The sequence below is a fragment of the Ferribacterium limneticum genome, assembly GCF_020510565.1.
Classification (GTDB): Bacteria; Pseudomonadota; Gammaproteobacteria; order Burkholderiales; family Rhodocyclaceae; genus Azonexus; species Azonexus limneticus_B.
Window position 1 is genome coordinate 1,613,816 of record NZ_CP075189.1, and the last position, 17,966, is coordinate 1,631,781.

At 59.2% G+C, this 17,966-nt stretch carries 17 protein-coding genes; 12 read left to right on the forward strand and 5 right to left on the reverse strand.

Translation table 11 applies throughout. The annotated features are described in order from the left end of the window. The first annotated feature begins 86 nt into the window (after positions 1-86). Together KI610_RS07785 and KI610_RS07790 are read left to right on the forward strand one after the other, a co-directional pair. Positions 87-1,220, forward strand: a complete 1,134-nt coding sequence (locus KI610_RS07785; protein WP_226498083.1) for an aromatic ring-hydroxylating oxygenase subunit alpha — start codon at positions 87-89, stop codon at positions 1,218-1,220. Positions 1,221-1,315: 95 nt separating this feature from the next. Further along, positions 1,316-2,167: a DMT family transporter gene (locus tag KI610_RS07790; RefSeq protein WP_226498084.1), complete on the forward strand. Its 852-nt coding sequence runs from the start codon at positions 1,316-1,318 to the stop codon at positions 2,165-2,167. On the opposite strand, the gene KI610_RS07795 is transcribed toward KI610_RS07790, so the two are convergent. Then, on the reverse strand, positions 2,164-3,114 hold the full coding sequence (locus tag KI610_RS07795) for a TerC family protein (protein WP_226498085.1): 951 nt from the start codon (positions 3,112-3,114) through the stop codon (positions 2,164-2,166). The genes KI610_RS07790 and KI610_RS07795 overlap by 4 nt on opposite strands. A 344-nt stretch (positions 3,115-3,458) precedes the next feature. Here KI610_RS07795 and KI610_RS07800 point away from each other — a divergent pair, with 344 nt between their 5' ends. Next, positions 3,459-3,800 carry a SpoIIAA family protein gene (locus tag KI610_RS07800; RefSeq protein WP_226498086.1) on the forward strand — a complete coding sequence of 114 codons (342 nt, stop codon included), beginning with the start codon at positions 3,459-3,461 and terminating at the stop codon, positions 3,798-3,800. A gap of 6 nt (positions 3,801-3,806) precedes the next feature. Continuing rightward, positions 3,807-4,646, forward strand: a complete 840-nt coding sequence (locus tag KI610_RS07805) for a sulfurtransferase (RefSeq protein ID WP_226498087.1) — start codon at positions 3,807-3,809, stop codon at positions 4,644-4,646. 170 nt (positions 4,647-4,816) lie between these two features. Here the strand turns inward: KI610_RS07805 and queG are convergent, their stop codons facing one another. Continuing rightward, positions 4,817-5,863, reverse strand: coding sequence for a tRNA epoxyqueuosine(34) reductase QueG (gene queG, locus KI610_RS07810; RefSeq protein WP_226498088.1), 1,047 nt, complete (start codon positions 5,861-5,863; stop codon positions 4,817-4,819). Here queG and tsaE point away from each other — a divergent pair. Together tsaE and KI610_RS07820 are read left to right on the forward strand one after the other, a co-directional pair. Continuing rightward, positions 5,858-6,373 carry a tRNA (adenosine(37)-N6)-threonylcarbamoyltransferase complex ATPase subunit type 1 TsaE gene (gene tsaE / locus KI610_RS07815; protein WP_226498089.1) on the forward strand — a complete coding sequence of 172 codons (516 nt, stop codon included), beginning with the start codon at positions 5,858-5,860 and terminating at the stop codon, positions 6,371-6,373. The genes queG and tsaE overlap by 6 nt on opposite strands. Beyond that, complete coding sequence (locus KI610_RS07820) at positions 6,307-7,653, forward strand: N-acetylmuramoyl-L-alanine amidase (protein ID WP_226498090.1); 1,347 nt, start codon at positions 6,307-6,309, stop codon at positions 7,651-7,653. Before tsaE ends, KI610_RS07820 begins: the two co-directional genes overlap by 67 nt. Here the strand turns inward: KI610_RS07820 and KI610_RS07825 are convergent. Then, positions 7,650-9,683 carry an acyltransferase family protein gene (locus KI610_RS07825; protein ID WP_226498091.1) on the reverse strand — a complete coding sequence of 678 codons (2,034 nt, stop codon included), beginning with the start codon at positions 9,681-9,683 and terminating at the stop codon, positions 7,650-7,652. The two genes, KI610_RS07820 and KI610_RS07825, sit on opposite strands and share 4 nt — an antisense overlap. 163 nt (positions 9,684-9,846) lie before the next feature. Next, positions 9,847-10,884 carry a GGDEF domain-containing protein gene (locus KI610_RS07830; protein WP_226498092.1) on the reverse strand — a complete coding sequence of 346 codons (1,038 nt, stop codon included), beginning with the start codon at positions 10,882-10,884 and terminating at the stop codon, positions 9,847-9,849. Positions 10,885-11,047: 163 nt separating this feature from the next. On the opposite strand from KI610_RS07830, the gene KI610_RS07835 reads away from it, so the two are divergent. Genes KI610_RS07835 through ispH form a run of 5 tightly spaced genes read left to right on the forward strand, consistent with a single transcriptional unit; the run spans position 11,048 to position 16,606 of the window. Further along, positions 11,048-11,968, forward strand: coding sequence for a bifunctional riboflavin kinase/FAD synthetase (locus KI610_RS07835; RefSeq protein ID WP_226498093.1), 921 nt, complete (start codon positions 11,048-11,050; stop codon positions 11,966-11,968). A 9-nt stretch (positions 11,969-11,977) separates the two neighbouring features. Then, positions 11,978-14,776: an isoleucine--tRNA ligase gene (gene ileS / locus KI610_RS07840; RefSeq protein ID WP_226498094.1), complete on the forward strand. Its 2,799-nt coding sequence runs from the start codon at positions 11,978-11,980 to the stop codon at positions 14,774-14,776. Then, positions 14,769-15,251 (forward strand): signal peptidase II, encoded by a 483-nt coding sequence (gene lspA, locus KI610_RS07845; RefSeq protein ID WP_226498526.1) that lies wholly within the window; start codon positions 14,769-14,771, stop codon positions 15,249-15,251. The genes ileS and lspA overlap by 8 nt, the downstream gene beginning before the upstream one ends. Continuing rightward, positions 15,248-15,679, forward strand: a complete 432-nt coding sequence (locus tag KI610_RS07850; RefSeq protein WP_226498095.1) for an FKBP-type peptidyl-prolyl cis-trans isomerase — start codon at positions 15,248-15,250, stop codon at positions 15,677-15,679. Before lspA ends, KI610_RS07850 begins: the two co-directional genes overlap by 4 nt. Further along, positions 15,680-16,606 (forward strand): 4-hydroxy-3-methylbut-2-enyl diphosphate reductase, encoded by a 927-nt coding sequence (gene ispH, locus KI610_RS07855; protein WP_226498096.1) that lies wholly within the window; start codon positions 15,680-15,682, stop codon positions 16,604-16,606. Between the two features lie 27 nt (positions 16,607-16,633). On the opposite strand, the gene KI610_RS07860 is transcribed toward ispH, so the two are convergent. Continuing rightward, positions 16,634-17,065, reverse strand: a complete 432-nt coding sequence (locus KI610_RS07860; RefSeq protein WP_226498097.1) for a hypothetical protein — start codon at positions 17,063-17,065, stop codon at positions 16,634-16,636. A 378-nt stretch (positions 17,066-17,443) separates the two neighbouring features. On the opposite strand from KI610_RS07860, the gene KI610_RS07870 reads away from it, so the two are divergent. Continuing rightward, the gene (locus KI610_RS07870) at positions 17,444-17,962 is read left to right on the forward strand and encodes a GspH/FimT family pseudopilin (RefSeq protein WP_319004216.1); all 519 of its coding nucleotides are present in this window, start codon (positions 17,444-17,446) and stop codon (positions 17,960-17,962) included. Positions 17,963-17,966 lie beyond the last annotated feature (4 nt).

Consider the following 17,966-nt stretch of genomic DNA (forward strand, 5'->3'; position numbering starts at 1 on the left):
CACGCGAAAATACTCTATCAAGGGGCGCCCGGTCAAATATCGGGGTAAAATATCTACCCCTTTTTAACCCCCGCTGAAGGCTTGGCATGACCGACATGGCGACTCTGTCCCGGTTGGCCCCCGCAGTTTCCCAACTGCCGGTGGACTGGTATTTCGACGAGAAGATTTTTGAGCTGGAGAAAAAGCTCATCTTCGATGCCGGTCCGGGCTATGTCGGTCACCAACTGATGGTGCCGAACGCGGGGGATTACCGTTCGCTCGAGTGGAAGGACCACGGCCAGATGCTGCTCAACGGCGGCAATGAAGGGCCGAATGCCGGCAACTGGCAGATGTCGAACGTCTGCCGTCATCGTCAGGCGATCATGCTGCAGGGGTCGGGTACGCTGAACGGGCCGATCGTCTGCCCGATTCATCGGTGGACCTACGACCAGGGCGGTGACCTGATCGGCGCCCCGCATTTTCCGCAGAACCCCTGCCTGAACCTGAACAAGGCGAAGCTGGAAAACTGGAATGGGCTGCTTTTCAAGGGGCCGCGCTCGGCCACGGCTGACCTGGCCGGCATGAAGGTCGCGCCGGAACTCGATTTCACCGGCTACAAGCTCGACCACGTCGAGATGCACGAGTGCAACTACAACTGGAAGACTTTCATCGAGGTCTACCTCGAGGATTACCACGTCGCGCCTTACCACCCGGGCCTCGGCAATTTCGTCACCTGCGACGACCTGACCTGGCAGTTCGGCGACTGGTATTCGGTGCAGCGCGTCGGCATTACTTCGTTGCAGAAATCCGGCTCCAAGGCTTACGAGCGCTGGCAGAAGGCGGTTCGCGACATCTACGGGACGGAAGGCAAGACGCCGGAGCATGGCGCCATCTGGCTGACCTACTTCCCGAACATCATGGTCGAGTGGTATCCGCACGTGCTGGTCGTGTCGACGCTGATTCCGCAGGGTGTGAACAAGACGCTCAATGTCGTCGAGTTCTATTACCCGGAGGACGTCGTCGATTTCGAGCGCGATTTCATCGAAGCCGAACGCGCCGCCTACATGGAAACGGCGATCGAGGACGACGACATCGGCGAACGCATGGACCGTGGTCGCTACGCGCTGATGAAGGAAGGTCGCAATGAGGTCGGGCCGTATCAAAGCCCGATGGAAGACGGCATGCAGCACTTCCACGAGTTCTATCGGCGGATCATGCAGACTGCCATCGAGACGCGCTGACATTTCAATTTCGGGCCTTTTTTCCGGTTGACCGTAGCAATGAAGGCGGCGGGGTAAAATCCGCCGCCTTTGTCATTTTTTAGAGCCCACGCTTCATGCAATCCCTGTGGATGATCGCCGCCAGTTTTCTCTTCGCCTGCATGGGCGTCTGCGTCAAGTTTGCCGCGCAGACCCATTCGGCCGTGGAGATCACTTTTTACCGCAGCTTCATCTCGCTGATCCTGATGTTCGGGCTGGTTCGCCTGAATGGCGTGCCGCTCGCCACGCCGCATCTGCGCTGGCAGGTGACGCGCGGCGCCGTCGGTTTCATCGCGCTTTTCGCCTATTTCTACGCCATCACGCTGCTGCCGCTGGCGACGGCTGTGACGCTCAACTACACCTCGGCCATCTTCCTGGCGCTTTACCTCGGTTTCGCCGGCATGCAACTGCGCAAGGGCATCATGGGCGCGCTGGTCCTTGGACTGGTCGGCGTCGTCGTGCTGCTCAAACCGACCATGCACGCCGATCAACTGGTCGGCGGCCTGATTGGCCTCGGCTCTGGCGTCATGGCCGGCATGGCTTATTTCAGCGTGCGCGAACTCGGGGCGCGCGGCGAGCCGGAAATGCGCACGGTGTTCTATTTCTCTCTGGTCTCGTCGGTCGGCGCTGGCGCCTGGCTGCTGTTCAGCGACATTCACGCGGTCGACCTCAAAAGCGGCCTGCTTTTGCTCGGTGTCGCCAGCTTCGCCACGGTCGCCCAACTGGCCATGACCCGCGCCTACACGCGCGGCAAGACGCTGATGTCGGCGGCGCTGGCCTACAGCACGGTGATCTTCTCCAGCCTGTTCGGCATGGCCTTCTGGGGCGAGGTGCTGGACGCCTCGGCATGGGTGGCGATCGGCCTGATCATCCTGTCCGGCATCGCCGCCACCCACTTTTCCCGCGCCAACCCGGCAGAAGGCGATTAGCTCCGGCGTAGCGACAGCACGACCGCCGTGCCGATGATGCTGGCGACGACGCCGAGCGAAACGAGCACCGGAATAGGGTAGAGGTCGATGAGCAGCATCTTGATGCCGATAAAGACCAGCACAACGGCCAGCCCGTACTTGAGCAGAGCGAAGCGGTCGGCCATGTCGGCGAGCAGGAAGTACATGGCGCGCAGGCCGAGGATCGCGAAGACGTTGGAGGTCAGCACGATGAACGGGTCGGTGGTGATGGCGAAGATGGCGGGAATCGAGTCGACCGCGAAAATGATGTCCGAGAGCTCGACCAGCACCAGAACGAGTAGCAGCGGCGTGGCATGGCGGACGAGGCGCCCGCCGTCGTTGATGCCGACGAAAAAGCGTTCGCCGTGCAGCGTATCGGTCACTTTCAGGTGGCGGCGCAGCCAGCGGATGACGGGGTTTTGCGCCAGATCCGGCTTGGCTTCGGCGAACCACCACATCTTGATGCCGGTGAGCAGCAGGAAGGCGCCGAAGACGTAAAGCAGCCAGTGAAACTGCGCGATGAGCCAGACGCCAGCAAAGATCATCACCGTGCGCAGCACGATGGCGCCGAGCACGCCGAAAATCAGCACGCGCTTTTGCAGCTCGGGCGGAATGGCGAAAAAGCCGAAAAGCATGAGCCAGACGAAAACATTGTCGACCGCCAGCGATTTTTCGATCAGGTAGCCGGTGACGAATTCGAGTGCTTTCTGGTTGGCGACCTCGCGCCCGGCGGCGCCATCAAGGTACAGCCACAGCGCCCCGGCGAAAAGCAGCGAGACGGTGACCCAGATCAGCGACCAGACCGCCGCTTCGCGGATGCTGACGCGGTGCTGGCGGCCGCCGCCGACTGCCAGCAGGTCGATGGCCAGCATGACGAGGACGATGGCGAAAAAGCCGGTCCACATCCAGGTAGTGCCGATGGTTTCCATGGTGAGACTCCTTCCTGTTCCGCCTGCCCACCGCATTTTCCGGCGCTGGCCGGAAAAGCTGGCGAGACAAGACCCTGCCGCGCGGCAAGGGTCTGGCTCGCAGTTCGCGGGGCGGACTGCCCGTGGCACCGGAACAGCTTGCGCAACTGTTCGTATTGACGACGCCGCGGCGGAGAGCTACTCCCCCAGGATGCTGTCGGCCACCGAACAAGGCGACCGGCAAGGCTTGGAAAGGCAGCGCCCCGGGAAAGTTCCGCCGTCGTGTCGTGCTGCCCGAATGGCGCCCCGGTGGCGGATTCCGGGTTACACTGGAACCGAATCAGAACAACAATGAGGAGCGCATCATGATTGTCATCGACCATCAACCGAGCCGCGTAGGGGTTTCCGTCTTCGGCGAATTCACGTTGGCCGACTACAAGGAATTCGAAGAAGTCGTCAATTTCAAGGTCCAGTTCGAAGGTCCGGTCGATCTCTGTTTCGACCTGAGCCAGATGGCCGGCCTGACGCTCGATGTGGCGTGGGAGGAAATCAAGTTCTCGCGCGCCCATGCCAACGATTTCAAGCGCATTGCCGTCGTCACTAACAGCCAGTGGGTGACCTGGAGTGCCTGGCTGTCGCAGACCTTCGTCAATGCCGACGTCGAAGTCTTCGAGAACGTCGACGAAGCCAAGGCCTGGCTGGGCTGATCCGGCATGAGTTTTACCACGCTGGTCGATGTCGCGACGCTGCAGGCCCATGTCGACGACCCCAATTGGCTGGTCGTCGATGTCCGCCACCAGCTGGCCGATACCGGCTACGGCGAGCGTGTTTACGCCGAGGGGCACATTCCCGGCGCCGTCTTCCTGCATTGCGACCGCGATCTGTCCGGGCCGATAACCGGCTGCAATGGCCGTCATCCGCTGCCCGACCCGGAAAAACTGGCGCAACGGCTGGGCGAAATCGGCATCGGTGCGACGACGCAAGTCGTCGTCTACGACGATGCCCAGGGCATGATCGCCGGGCGCCTGTGGTGGCTGATGCGCTGGCTTGGCCATGACAGCGTGGCGCTGCTCGACGGTGGACTGCAGGCTTGGCAGGCGGCTGGCGGGGTAATGACCGACCTTGTGCCGACGCTGTCACCACGCATTTTCGTGCCGCTCAGGCAGGACCAACTGGTCGAGGCCGATTACGTCCTCGAACGCATCGAAACGCCGCACATGCATCTGGTCGACGGGCGCGGTGCGGACCGCTTCCGCGGCGAGAACGAAACCATCGATCCGGTCGGTGGCCACATTCCCGGCGCCGTCAATCGTTTTTTCAAGGACAACCTGCTGCTCGATGGCCGTTTCAAGCCGGCCGCCGAGCTACGTGCAGAGTGGCTGGCCATCCTGGCCGGTTCGCCGCCCGATCTGGTTGTCCATCAATGTGGCTCAGGTGTTTCCGCCTGCCTCAACCTGGTCGCCATGGAAATCGCCGGCCTGCCGGGTTCGCGTCTCTATGCCGGCTCGTGGAGCGAGTGGTGCGCCGATCCAGGGCGCCCGGTGGCGCGCTGAGCGGGTCGTTCGCTACATGGAAAGTCCGAAGACAGGCCTCATCCTTCTCGCGCTGGTCGCTATCACCACGGCGTCTGGCGCCTTCCTTGGCTGGACGCTCAGGCCGTCGGCGGTGCCCGTCGAAGCGGCAAAACCGGTTGCTGAAACACCTGTCGACGCGCCGGCCAGTCTCAGGGTTCCAAGCGAGTAAGCGCCCATTCGACGTGCTCGCGGACCAACGCCGACGGATGGTCCAATTTCATTTTTAGCGCATTTTTCCGGTTGACCGTGGAAGTCCCGTTGCCGAGCGCCACGGCGATATTGCGCAGCCAGCGCTCATGCCCGATGCGGCGGATCGGGTTGCCGGCCAGCCGCTCGTTGAATTCCGCTTCCGTCCAGTTGAACAGCTCGATCAGCGTTGCCGTATTGAGCCCGTGACGCGGCGAAAATTCGGGGTCACCAAGCTGGGCGAAGCGATTCCATGGGCAGCACAACTGGCAGTCGTCGCAGCCGTAAATGCGGTTGCCGATCAGCGGGCGGAACTCTTCGGGAATGGGCCCGGCTAGCTCGATGGTCAAATAGCTGATGCAGCGCCGGGCGTCAACCTGGTAGGGCGCAACGATGGCCTTGGTCGGGCAGGCGTCAAGGCAGGCCGTGCAGGTGCCACAGTGTTCCTCGATCGGTTCGTCGGGCGGTAGCGGGAGGTCGGTGTAGATGTCGCCGAGAAAGCGCCAGGAGCCTTCCTTCGAGAGCAGCAGCGTGTGCTTGCCACGCCAGCCAAGGCCGGCCTGACGGGCAAATTCGACTTCCATGACTGGCGCCGAGTCGGAAAAGACACGGTAGCCGAACGGCCCGGTCAGCGCGGCAATGGCGTCGGCCAGCTTCTGCAGTCGGGTGCGAATCAGCTTGTGGTAGTCGCGTCCCTGAGCGTAGCGAGAGATGGCCGCCTGCTCCGGCTGATCGGCGATTTCGCGGTGTGGCAGGTAGTCGATGGCCGCGCTGATCACGGTGATCGTTCCCGGATGCAGTTGCGGCGGGTCGGCGCGCAATTCGGCATGGCGGGCCATATAATCCATCTCGCCGTGGCAGCCCGCCGCCAGCCATTCCCGCATTTTTTCGACGGCGGGGCCGGGTTCGGCCCGCGCCACGCCAACGGCAGCAAAGCCGAGTTCCTTGCCGGCGTCGCGGATTTTTTCCTTGAGCGCTGCGTAATCCACCGTGGAGTCCTGATCGTGCATAGCCCAGATGTTACCGCCGTTTTCGAATTGCCCGACGAGGCGGCCACCCAGCGCCTGGGCGAAATGCTGGCGCCATTGCTGCAGCCGGGGATGGTGATCTTCCTCGAAGGTGACCTCGGCGCGGGCAAGACAACCCTGTCGCGCGCCATGATTCGGGCACTTGGTCACACCGGCCCGGTCAAAAGTCCTACCTATTCACTGGTTGAAGTTTACGTAGTTTCGAGCTTATACTTATATCACTTTGATTTTTATCGTTTCGAGTCCCCAGAGGAGTTTCTCGATGCGGGCTTTGATGAATACTTTAATGACACTGCGATCTGTCTGGTCGAATGGCCGGAAAGGGCTGCTGGCTGCGTTTCGTCGCCAGACTTGCGGTTGCGTATTCATCATGCAGGTGTCGGGCGTATCCTCGAAGCCGTGGCAGATTCACCGAAAGGGCAGGCATGTCTGAACACGCTCGTCCCAGCCATGGCCGCCGCCAGCTCCTCCGCTACGCCGGCGCCTCGCTGATCCTTTCCGTGACGCCGCTGGCCGGCGCCGCAGCCAGACTGCCGTCCGTCCTCGCCGTACGCGTCTGGCCGGCCGCCGATTACACCCGCGTCACGCTCGAAACCGACGCACCGCTCAAATTCACCCATTTTACCGTTGAAAATCCGGATCGCCTCGTCGTCGACATCGAAGGCGTCGAATTCAACAGCGTCCTCGACAGCCTCGCACGCAAGGTCGCCACCGACGACCCGAACATCAAGCTGCTGCGCGCCGGTCGCTTCAAGCCGGGCGTCGTGCGCTTGGTCATGGAACTCAAGGGCAAGGTCAATCCGCAGGTGTTCACGCTTGAGCCGGCCGGCGAATATGGCCGTCGTCTGGTCCTCGACGTCTACCCGGTCAATCCGCCCGACCCGATGATGGCGCTGCTCGAAGGCCGCAAGGATGGCGTCGAGCCGCTCAAGAACGAGCAGGATTTCCAGATTGCCGAAAAACGGCCGGATGAAAGCGCCGCGAAGAAGCCCGAAAAACCGATTGAAGCGCCGGAAATCCAGACCAGCAAGAAATCCGGCAAGCCGATTGTCGACCGCTTGGTCACCATCACGCTCGACCCCGGTCACGGCGGCGAAGACCCCGGTGCGGTCGGCAAGGCCGGAACTTACGAAAAGAACGTCACGCTCGAAGTCGCCCGTCGCCTCAAGGCGCGTATTGAGGCCGAACCGAACATGCGCGCCGTGCTGACCCGCGATTCCGATTACTTCGTGCCGCTGCAGATGCGCGTCCAGAAGGCTCGGCGCATCCAGTCCGACCTCTTCCTGTCGATTCATGCCGATGCCTGGATCAAGCCCGATGCGCGCGGTTCTTCAGTCTTCGTGCTGTCCGAAAAGGGGGCCTCAAGCACGCAGGCCCGCCTGCTGGCGCAGAAGGAAAACCAGGCCGACTTGATCGGCGGCGTCAATATCGGCAGCAAGGACCTATTCCTCGCTCGTACGCTGCTCGACCTGTCGCAGACCGGGACGATCAACGATAGTTTGAAACTGGGCAAATACTTGCTCGGCGAACTGGGTTCGATCAATACGTTGCACAAGGCCCATGTCGAACAGGCTGGCTTTGCCGTGCTCAAGGCGCCGGATATCCCGTCGGCCCTGATTGAAACGGCTTTCATCTCCAACCCGGAAGAAGAGGCTAGGCTCAACGACGATGCCTACCAGGAAAAACTGGCCGGGGCGATTGTGCGCGGCATCCGGCAGTACTTCATCAAGCATCCGCCCGGACCAAAGGCCAAGCTGGCTGCACTCGGTTAGTCGCGCCCGAGGAACGGAGCGCTTGCGGGCTTGCCCGAAGTGGAACTCCAGCCCTTACTTTCGTTGAGAACGACCTTGAACATCGGGGCAAGCAAGTGTCGCCCGCGTTCGTTAAGATGGTTGTTGTCAGAGAAAAGTGGGCGACCATTTCGGGAACCAAAACACTTATCGTCTTCGCAAAGATAGGGGACTGGGTCAAGAAGGCGAACTCCACAAATATCGCGCGCCTCCTTGAGGGCACCTATGACAAAGTCGTTGCGCTTGTGGTAATCCGCCAGCGTTATCGTGATATCGGGTGAATTCGGCTCTTTCCGCATAATGTTTCGGGCAAGCGCATTCGGAACATTTACGTGAAATTCCGGAATGGGCAGCATGTAGTAAACGGGCCGTTTGCTTTTTGCGTAAGAGCAGGCTGTCTCGATCAGCCGGCGACGATAGTCGGCGAGAAAATCTATCTGGTTATCTGGAGCGATATTGGGGAGTATGGCTTGTGGCCTGCCTGGTAAATGGGTCTCCACGCGGTACAACCCGAATGGGTATAGCGATACGCGATTGACGATCACGACGGGCACACCTGGTTCAGCCGCCGTTGTCCTGGTGAGAGCATGCGTGTTGAACGCCTTGCAGCGGGCGCCATCGGCCCTGTCGATGCTCTGGATATCCAGTACGGTCATGCATGCACCTTTGCTCCAGAGTTGGACGCCCCGGCCAAATGCGGAGGAGGCTTGCTGCAGGGCGGTAACCGTTACGCTGGCATGGCTGTCACCGATCATCATGGCGCCAACGGGAGCTTTTCCATACAAGCAACCCTCTTCACGAGAGCCGTTGAAACACTCAGGGCGCCAAGCGTTTTCAACAGGGGGTTCGTCGGCCAAAAGTGCAGCCGCGAGATAGGCCTGCGTCCGCTGCGGCAATACGTGCTGCTTGCTCAGCCAGGAAGCAGGAAAGGTCAGGGCGATCATGACGCCTGCGAACACCAGCCACAAGGAGCGAGTCTGGTAGCTTTTCAAGTGCTGCCGCGCGGGGGTTTCGATATGCCGGTAGGAGAGCAAGCCCATGATCAGCGTGGCGATAAGCCCAGCAAATATGGCCTCCGCATTTTCCTGCCACCCATAGAGGCCAAGAGCAACCACAAATGGCCAGTGCCATAGGTAGATCGAGTACGAGCGAAGGCCAATCCATTGCACAGCCGGATTTGTCAGAATCGGATTTTTGTCATCGCGTACGGCAATGATCAGGCCTGATATGAGCACCGGAAAAATTGCCCGCCATCCCGGCCAGGGGTCGGTAGGTGACAGAAACAGGATGGACAGAAATAGCAGGAACACACTTGTTGTGGCGAGTCGCGAGGCAAGCCGGTTCGATACGGTTTTCTGCTCCGCGAAAAGGTATATCAGTCCGCCTGACAGCAGTTCCCATGCCCTGAAAGGGAGGAAGAAAAATGCTTTTTCAGGTTTGGTGGCCGTTGCATAAAGACAAGAAACCAGCGACGCAATCAAAAGCAGCACTAAAAAATAGCGGGGACTTGCTGTTTGCCGAATCTTTTTAAATACCAGAAGGAGCAGCGGTAACACAAGGTAGAACTGCCATTCCACGGATAGTGACCATGTGTGCAGAAGCCATTTTTCATGAGCGGCTGTGTCGAAATAGCCAGATTCACGTGCGTAGGTATGATTGGAGACAAAGATGGCGCTATCGCGCACATGCTTGGCCAGTTGCTGGTACTCGTATGCGGTCAGAGGCAAGAACCATCCGACCGCCAATAGGGTTACGCACATGACCAGAAGCGCCGGGACGATTCGCTTTGCACGGGCAAGATAGAAGGCTGATAGCGAAAATTTCCCAGATTCGGATGCTGACAAGATGATCCGCGTCATTAGGTAGCCGGAAATGACGAAAAATATATCGACGCCGATAAATCCGCCGTGAAACCCTGAAATACGGAAGTGATAGAAGACGACGGCAATAACAGCCAGAGCCCTGAGGCCGTTGATGTCTTTGCGGAAATTTTCGTTTGGGGGCGATGTCATTCAGAACAAGCGGTGACGCTTCATGGTCGGGGAGTTTTTATCTGTCCATTTGCCAAGCGATGTTGTCAGGCAGGGCTCTGCTCTCGTCGAATCATTCTTGCTAAGCAAGGCAATCTGCTGAAGTGGCATCAGGGCAGATGACGAGCGTATTTTGTTGCTTAGGCTAGAATAACTCCACTTCGCCCTTGGCGATTTCCCTGGCGGCCACGTCGCCTGAGGCAACCAGTTTTTCATAGCAGTCGACCCGGTTTCGGCCGTTCCGCTTGGCGAAATACAAGGCCTCGTCGGCGCGGTCGATCACATCCGTCGGCGTGTCGTTGGGCATCAACGCGCTGAAACCTATGCTGACGGTAATGCGTCCGACCCGGCTGAACAGCTGTTTTTCGACGTTCGCGCGGAAGCGTTCAAGCGTCGCCAGGGCGAACTGCTCTTCCGTCGGCTGCAGCAGGGCGATGAATTCCTCGCCACCAAAACGGAACAACTGATCGTCGAAACGGAAGGACTGGCGCATTTCCTGGGCCAGCATGATCAGTACTTCGTCGCCGATCAGGTGGCCGAAGTTGTCATTGACCTGCTTGAAATTATCAATGTCGCAGACAGCCAGCCAGTGGCTGCTGCCGGGCGTGCTGCGCCGCCGGCTTTCCGGGCCGCTGAGCATCTCGTCGCTGGCGGCTTTGCCGAGCAGTTCGAAGAGGTGTTTGTCGAAAGTCTTGCGGCTGGCCAGCCCGGTCAGGGTGTCCGCCTCGCCGTAATCGAGCAGCGAAATGTGGTTGCCGAAATATTCGATCAGGCCCATCAACGTCACACGGTGGTCGGCAGAAAACTCGTCGGCAAGAATCAGTTCGATCAGATAGATCGGTTCGTCGAGACGGATAACCGGAAAAACGATGCGATGCGTGCCGTCGTCGAGAAAATCGATGACAGCCGAGCGCTCCTTGCGGCACCGGTTGAGCAGTGGGTCGCGCTCGATCGGCTGGCAGTAGCGGTGGTCCGGCAGGTAGGCGTTGCGCAGGAATTGACCGTTCGGGCCATAGCCGGCACAGGCAAAGACCATCGCCTTTTTGTTACCGGCGTAACAGCGGTAGATGGTCAGGCGCTGCGGGTGAAAAAGGCCGAGCAGCGCATCAACCATGGCCGAATTGATCTCGGTGCGGTCTCGTCGCGCCGAAATTCGGACTACATGGCTGATCAGTTCAAGCATGGAATGGGTAGAGGTGTTATTTGGTTAAACTCATTGATTATAGCGAAAATGAGTTTCCGCTGTTTTGCCGTGTATCAGGCACCGGCAGATGCAAAGCTACCTGCCGGTATCCGACGGGTGGCTTAAATCGTTATAATTCAACGTTTTTCCCGACAATTTACTTATGCGCGTTTTTCGCGGTTATTCGCGTCCCGTTCCTGCTCCTGTTGTGCTCGCCATCGGCAATTTTGATGGCGTCCACCTCGGGCATGCCGCGCTGGTAAAACGTCTGGCTTACGTGGCCGAGCAGCGCGAGCTGGCGCCCACGGTCCTGACTTTCGAACCGCATCCGCGCGAGTTTTTTGCGCCGGATTCCGCCCCCGCCCGTCTGACCACGCTACGCGAAAAACTTGAGTTGCTCGGTGAGTGCGGTGCGCGGCAGGTCGTTATTTGCCCGTTCAATGCGGCTTTTGCCGCACTGTCGGCTGACGAGTTCGTCGAGCAGGTGCTGGTCCGTGGCTGTCTGGTCCAGCACTTGATCATCGGTGACGATTTTCGCTTTGGTCGCGGCCGTAGCGGCGACTTTGCCCTGCTGCAGGATGCCGGCCGACGCTTTGGCTTTGCCGTCGAGGCGATGGGTAGCGTGCTGGCCGACGGCGAGCGCGTCTCCAGTTCGGCCGTCCGCCGGGCGCTGCTGGCCGGCGACATGGAGCACGCGGCTCGCCTGCTCGGTCGCCCCTATATCATCGACGGCCAGGTGTCGCATGGCCAAAAGCTGGGTCGTCAGATCGGTTTTGCGACGGCCAATCTGCGCATCAAGCACAATCCGCTGCCGATGACTGGCGTCTTCGCCGTCGAGGTTAGCGGTCTGGGTGACAAGCCGCTTCCCGGCGTCGCCAATCTTGGCGTCCGGCCTACGGTGGGCGGAACACGGCCCTTGTTGGAAGTTCATCTCTTCGATTTCGATCGTGATATTTATGGGGCGCACATCTCGGTGCGTTTCGTCCATAAGTTGCGCGACGAACAACGTTTTCCCAATATTGACGCCCTCAAGGCGCAGATCGCGGCCGATGCCGCGGCTGCCCGGGCTTTTTTCGAGTTGTGAGCACGCAAAATGGCTGATTACAAAGACACCCTGAACCTGCCGGATACGGCTTTCCCGATGCGCGGCGATCTGCCCAAGCGCGAACCGCAATGGGTCGCCCAGTGGCAGGAGAAAAAACTCTATCAGCGCATCCGCGAGATCAGCGCCGGGCGTCCGCGTTTCGTGCTGCACGATGGCCCGCCCTACGCCAACGGTGATATCCACATCGGCCATGCGGTCAACAAGGTTTTGAAGGACATCATCGTCCGCTCGAAGACGCTGTCCGGTTTCGATGCACCCTACGTGCCGGGCTGGGACTGCCACGGCCTGCCCATCGAGCATCAGATCGAAAAGCAGCACGGCAAGAACATCCCCGCCGACAAAGTGCGCGAGCTGTCGCGCGCCTACGCAGCAGAGCAGGTCGAGCGCCAGAAGAAGGATTTCATCCGTCTCGGTGTGCTGGGCGACTGGGGCAATCCCTACCTGACCATGAATTTTTCGGCCGAGGCTGGCGAAATCCGTGCACTGGGTAAGATTCTCGAGCGGGGTTACCTCTATCAGGGCTTGAAACCGGTGAACTGGTGTCTGGACTGCGGTTCGGCGCTGGCCGAGGCTGAAGTCGAGTATGAAGACAAAAACTCTCCGGCCATCGACGTCGCTTTCGAGGTCCACGAGAACCATGCCGGGAAGTTGGCCAATGCTTTCGGCCTGACCCATCTGCGTGGTCCGGCCTTTGCCGTGATCTGGACGACGACGCCATGGACGTTGCCGGCCAACGAGGCAGTCAGCGTGCATCCCGAGCTGCAATACGATCTGTACGAGACGGCCAAGGGCTCGTTGATTCTCGTGCATGAACTCGCCGAAGCCAGCCTGCAGCGCTACGGTCTCGAGGCCGAAATCGTTGCCTCCTGCAAGGGCGACAAGCTTGATCAGATCCTTCTCAAGCACCCGTTCCAGCCGCGCGATGTGGCGATCATCTGCGGTACGCACGTGACGACCGAGGCCGGTACCGGCCTGGTGCACACGGCGCCGGCGCATGGCGTCGATGACTACAACATTGGCAAGAAATACGGCCTGCCGGTGAACAACCCGGTCGGCAACGACGGCCGCTTCATCAGTACGACGCCAGCGCTTTCGGTTGGCGAACTGGCCGGCAAGACGGTCTGGGAGGCCAATCCGCTGGTGTTGCAGGAACTGGAATCCCACGGTCGACTGTTAAAAAACGAGAAAATCAAACACAGCTACCCGCATTGCTGGCGGCACAAGACCCCGATTATTTTCCGCGCCACGACGCAATGGTTCATCGGCATGGACAACAAGTCCAACGAGGATGCGTCGACCCTGCGCTGGATCGCCGAGCGCGCCGTTGATGAAACGCAGTTCTTCCCGGCCTGGGGCCGCGCTCGTCTGGAAGCGATGATGAAGACCCGGCCGGACTGGTGCGTGTCGCGTCAGCGCAACTGGGGTGTGCCGATTCCCTTCTTCTTGCACAAGGAAACCGGCCAGCCGCATCCGCGTACGGCCGAGTTGATCGAACAGGTCGCCCAGCGCGTCGAGAAGGCTGGTATCGAAGCGTGGTTCAGCCTCGACGCTGCCGAGTTGCTGGGCGCAGAAGCCGACCAGTACGTCAAGATGAAGGACACGCTGGACGTCTGGTTCGATTCGGGTACGACCCACTGGCACGTCATGCGTGGCTCGCATGCAGCTGATCTCAGCTATCCGGCCGATCTCTATCTCGAAGGCTCCGACCAGCATCGCGGCTGGTTCCAGTCTTCGCTGCTCTCCGGTTGCGCGATCGACGGTCGCGCCCCGTACAAGGCGCTGCTGACGCACGGCTTCGTGGTCGATGGCAAGGGCCACAAGATGTCCAAGTCCAAGGGTAACGTCATCGCGCCGCAGCAGGTGTCCGACAAGATGGGCGCCGACATCCTGCGTTTGTGGACAGCCTCAACCGACTATTCCGGCGAACTGACGATTTCCGACGAAATCCTCAAGCGCGTCGTCGAAGGCTACCGCCGTATCCGCAACACGCTGCGCTTCCTGTTGGCCAATGTCTCCGATTTCGACGCCAACGCCGACATGCTGCCGGTTGAGCAATGGCTCGAAATCGATCGCTACGCGCTGGCGCTGACCCGCGAATTGCAGGATAGCTGCCGCGCCGACTACGACAAGTACGAGTTCCACCGCGTGGTTCAGGCGCTGCAGACGTTCTGTTCAGAAGATCTCGGTGGTTTCTACCTCGACATCCTCAAGGACCGCCTGTACACGACGGCGCCGAAGTCGGTAGCCCGGCGTTCTGCACAGTCGGCGCTGTGGCACATTACGCAGGCGTTTGTCCGTTTGCTGGCCCCGATCACCGCCTTCACGGCCGAAGAAGTCTGGCAGGTGCTGACCGGCAAGGCTGACGACTCGGTCATGTTCCAGCTCTGGCACGAACTCCCGACGCAATCCGGCGAGGGCGATCTGCTCGCCAAGTGGGCGCTGATCCGCACGGCCCGTGCCGATGTGACCAAGGCGCTCGAAGAACAGCGCGAAGCCGGCAAGATCGGTTCGGCGCTGCAGGCGGCGGTCGAAATCCATTGTTCTGGCGAGAAGTTCGATGCCCTAGCCTCGCTTGGCGACGATTTGAAATTTGTGCTTATTTGCTCGTTGACCGTAGCAATCCGCGATGAAAACGAACAAGTCATCGCCACCCCGCTCGACCACGCCAAGTGCGAGCGCTGCTGGCACGTCCGCGAAGATGTCGGTGCCCACGCCGAGCATCCGGGGCTGTGTGGTCGCTGCGTCAGCAACCTGCATGGTGACGGCGAGGCGCGTGCGTATGCCTAGTGCCGGGCGCTGGTACGCGCTGGCCGGGCTGGTCGTTGTGCTCGACCAGCTCAGCAAGTGGTTGGTGCTCGAGAACATCGGCTTCGGTGAAACGATCTACGTCGCGCCGTTCTGGAACTGGGTGCTGACTTTCAACCCCGGCGCTGCCTTCAGCTTCCTGGCCGACCAGCCTGGCTGGCAACGCTGGCTGTTCACGGCACTGGCGCTCGGCGTTTCCGGCTGGATTGCCTTCATGCTCCGCCAGCATCCGCAACAAAGGCTGCTGTCGCTGGCCTTGACGCTGGTCATGGGCGGCGCGCTGGGCAATGTTATCGACCGTGTCCGCTTCGGCGCCGTGGTCGATTTTGTTCAATGGCATGTCGCCGGTTTCTACTGGCCGGCCTTCAATGTTGCCGATTCTGCCATCACCATCGGTGCCATTCTGCTCGTTGTCGAGCAGTTGACCACCGGCAATAAAAAAGAGATTTCCCGATGACCGCTAGCGTCCGTTCCGACAGTTTTTTGACCCTGCACTATCGAATTACGACGGTGGATGGTGAAGAGTTTCTCTCTACCTTCGACATGAGCCCCGCCACGCTGCAAATGGGCAGCGGACAACTGGCTGAAAACCTCGAATCAGTGCTCATCGGCCTCCCGGCGCACGAGCGCTTTGTCTTTGAACTCGAACCGGCACAAGGCTTTGGGCAACACAATGATCGTCTGGTCGAGCGTATCGCACGCAGCGGATTGCCGGCCGACATGGAACTCAAGGAGAATTCCGTCGTCGAATTCACCGCCCCCAACGGCGGCACCTTCGCCGGCTTCCTGCGCGAGCTTGATGCCACGCACGCCTTGTTCGACTTCAATCACCCGATGGCCGGAAAAACGATCCGCTTCGAGGTGGAAATCATCGGAATCATGTAAATGCAAGTCATCCTCGCCAACCCCCGCGGCTTCTGTGCCGGCGTCGAACGCGCCATCGCCATCGTCGAGCGCGCGCTGGAAAAATTCGGCGCGCCGATCTATGTCCGCCACGAAGTCGTGCACAACAAATTCGTCTGCGACGACCTGCGCTCCAAGGGGGCTGTTTTCATTGAGGATTTGAGCGAGGTTCCGTCAGGCAGCACCGTTATTTTCAGCGCCCACGGCGTGTCGAAGGCGGTGCGCAGCGAAGCCGAAGAGCGCGGCCTCAAAGTTTTCGACGCCACCTGCCCACTGGTCACCAAGGTGCACGTCGAAGTCGGCAAGATGCGCAACCAGACCCGCGAAGTAGTCATGATCGGCCACAAGGGCCACCCGGAAGTCGAAGGGACGATGGGGCAGAGTACCGGTGGCATGTATCTGGTCGAAACGGTTGAGGATGTGGCTACTCTGGAGGTTCTTAATCCGGAAAGCCTTTCCTTCGTGACCCAGACTACCCTTTCGGTTGATGACGCCACTGTTGTCATCAATGCCCTGAAACAACGCTTTCCGGAAATTCAGGGGCCGAAAAAGGATGACATCTGCTACGCCACACAAAATCGGCAAGATGCAGTCAAAGCACTAGCGGATGTATGTGACTTGGTGATCGTGGTGGGTAGTCAGAATAGCTCGAACTCACGACGGCTCAAGGAGGTGGCGATCGCTCGGGGTGTAGAGGGAATTCTCATTGATGGCCCGGATGAAATCGATGAGGCATGGTTTTCAGGAAAGAGTCGGATTGGAGTGACTGCAGGAGCGTCTGCTCCCGAAATTCTCGTACTTCAAGTGGTTGACCGCATCAAAATGTCGGGGCTTGACCCTGTACCCGTAGTCCAGTTCGATGGGGAAAAGGAGGGGGTTTCCTTCCCGTTGCCAAGAGAGCTCGCTTGAGTTTATCTCTGCCGCTGACCGAGATGATCAGGATGACGAATAGTCTATTTCAAGGATCCGCCAGCTCTTGATCGCTTTTCCCCCTGATACTCCCGGGCTGAATTTCGCTGATTTGAATAGCCCAACCAGCGTAGAGGCGTAGTCTTCCGCGAAATTCGATTCAAGCAATTCCACATTGTCCGCGAAGCCTTCTTCGTTGACGAACACTTTTATGCGCATGAAGCCTTCAGGGCTAAATGACTCCGAAGGCAACGGCAGATCCAGCGGTTCGATGACGCCTGCCATTTGTTCTATGCTATCTGGCGAGGCATAAGGAGATTCTTCAGCAATCTCCTCGTAAGGTGGAGCAAAGAAACCAGGTGCTTCAGGTCTGTCTGCTGCATTGTCGAATGACCTGGAGATTGGTGATGCAAACTTCGGGGCAGGCTGAGGTTTAGCCAGAACAAGACTTGCACCCATGCTGGGAGTCGAGCGAAATTCCCCCGAGTTTGTCCTGCTGCTATCGACGCGGGGTGCCAAGTTTCCCGCGACAATCGCGTGTACGGCCAGCGACACCAGAAGGCTGAATGTCAAAGGGCTCCACAGTTTCTGATTGGTTATGGAGCAATCAGAAAATGCGGGTTTGAAAGCCCTGAATGGATGCCAGATAGTCGGGTTAGGGAAATGTGGTGCCAAAATGCAAATGTCTGAAAATTAGAGAGAGTATATTTTTGCACTACTTGGTTTATTAGGCGTGACCGGCCGTCGTGAAAATTAATCCGCTTGGCAGACCAGATGGCCAAATCGCAATGGCATCTGCGATGATTCAATCAAACGCAATATAGGCGCGAGGTAAATATGCGGCGGGTATCGGGTTTTACTTTGGTGGAAATGATGGTTGTGGCGGCAATTTTGGCGATCCTCGCATCGATTGCCTTGCCGTCGTTTCGACCGATGATTGCCAACAATCGTATTGTGGCCAATACAAATGATCTGATTGCCGATCTGGCGTTGGCTCGCAGCGAGGCGGCAAAGCGCGGTGGCACCACTGTGGTTACCGTCTGCGCCAGTAGCGATGGAAGTTCCTGTTCAGGATCGACCGACTGGTCAGGAGGGCGTCTGGTATTCCTTGATGGTGGCACGCAGGGAGCAGTCGACGGTACGGATTCGACCAACGTGCTACGCAACAGTCGTGCTGTAAGTAACTTGGTACTTACGTCGACAGTTGCTTCTTTTTCCTATTTGTCTGATGGTTCAGTTAGCTCAAACCTACCCGGAACGGTGACGGTTTGTAGTAGTGGCGTTATTGGACGAATTGTCTCTATTTCAAACATCGGCCGTGCCAAGGTGGATGCTACGGCAGCTGCGTGCTCCTAGAGGG

Bases quoted from the DNA above. Each gene is read 5' to 3' on its own strand.
- KI610_RS07785 (WP_226498083.1), top strand. From the start codon at position 87: ATGACCGACATGGCGACTCTGTCCCGGTTGGCCCCCGCAGTTTCCCAA.
- KI610_RS07790 (WP_226498084.1), top strand. From the start codon at position 1,316: ATGCAATCCCTGTGGATGATCGCCGCCAGTTTTCTCTTCGCCTGCATG.
- KI610_RS07795 (WP_226498085.1), bottom strand. From the start codon at position 3,114: ATGGAAACCATCGGCACTACCTGGATGTGGACCGGCTTTTTCGCCATC.
- KI610_RS07800 (WP_226498086.1), top strand. From the start codon at position 3,459: ATGATTGTCATCGACCATCAACCGAGCCGCGTAGGGGTTTCCGTCTTC.
- KI610_RS07805 (WP_226498087.1), top strand. From the start codon at position 3,807: ATGAGTTTTACCACGCTGGTCGATGTCGCGACGCTGCAGGCCCATGTC.
- queG (WP_226498088.1), bottom strand. From the start codon at position 5,863: ATGCACGATCAGGACTCCACGGTGGATTACGCAGCGCTCAAGGAAAAA.
- KI610_RS07820 (WP_226498090.1), top strand. From the start codon at position 6,307: ATGTCTGAACACGCTCGTCCCAGCCATGGCCGCCGCCAGCTCCTCCGC.
- KI610_RS07825 (WP_226498091.1), bottom strand. From the start codon at position 9,683: ATGACATCGCCCCCAAACGAAAATTTCCGCAAAGACATCAACGGCCTC.
- KI610_RS07830 (WP_226498092.1), bottom strand. From the start codon at position 10,884: ATGCTTGAACTGATCAGCCATGTAGTCCGAATTTCGGCGCGACGAGAC.
- KI610_RS07835 (WP_226498093.1), top strand. From the start codon at position 11,048: ATGCGCGTTTTTCGCGGTTATTCGCGTCCCGTTCCTGCTCCTGTTGTG.
- ileS (WP_226498094.1), top strand. From the start codon at position 11,978: ATGGCTGATTACAAAGACACCCTGAACCTGCCGGATACGGCTTTCCCG.
- lspA (WP_226498526.1), top strand. From the start codon at position 14,769: ATGCCTAGTGCCGGGCGCTGGTACGCGCTGGCCGGGCTGGTCGTTGTG.
- KI610_RS07850 (WP_226498095.1), top strand. From the start codon at position 15,248: ATGACCGCTAGCGTCCGTTCCGACAGTTTTTTGACCCTGCACTATCGA.
- ispH (WP_226498096.1), top strand. From the start codon at position 15,680: ATGCAAGTCATCCTCGCCAACCCCCGCGGCTTCTGTGCCGGCGTCGAA.
- KI610_RS07860 (WP_226498097.1), bottom strand. From the start codon at position 17,065: ATGGGTGCAAGTCTTGTTCTGGCTAAACCTCAGCCTGCCCCGAAGTTT.
- KI610_RS07870 (WP_319004216.1), top strand. From the start codon at position 17,444: ATGCGGCGGGTATCGGGTTTTACTTTGGTGGAAATGATGGTTGTGGCG.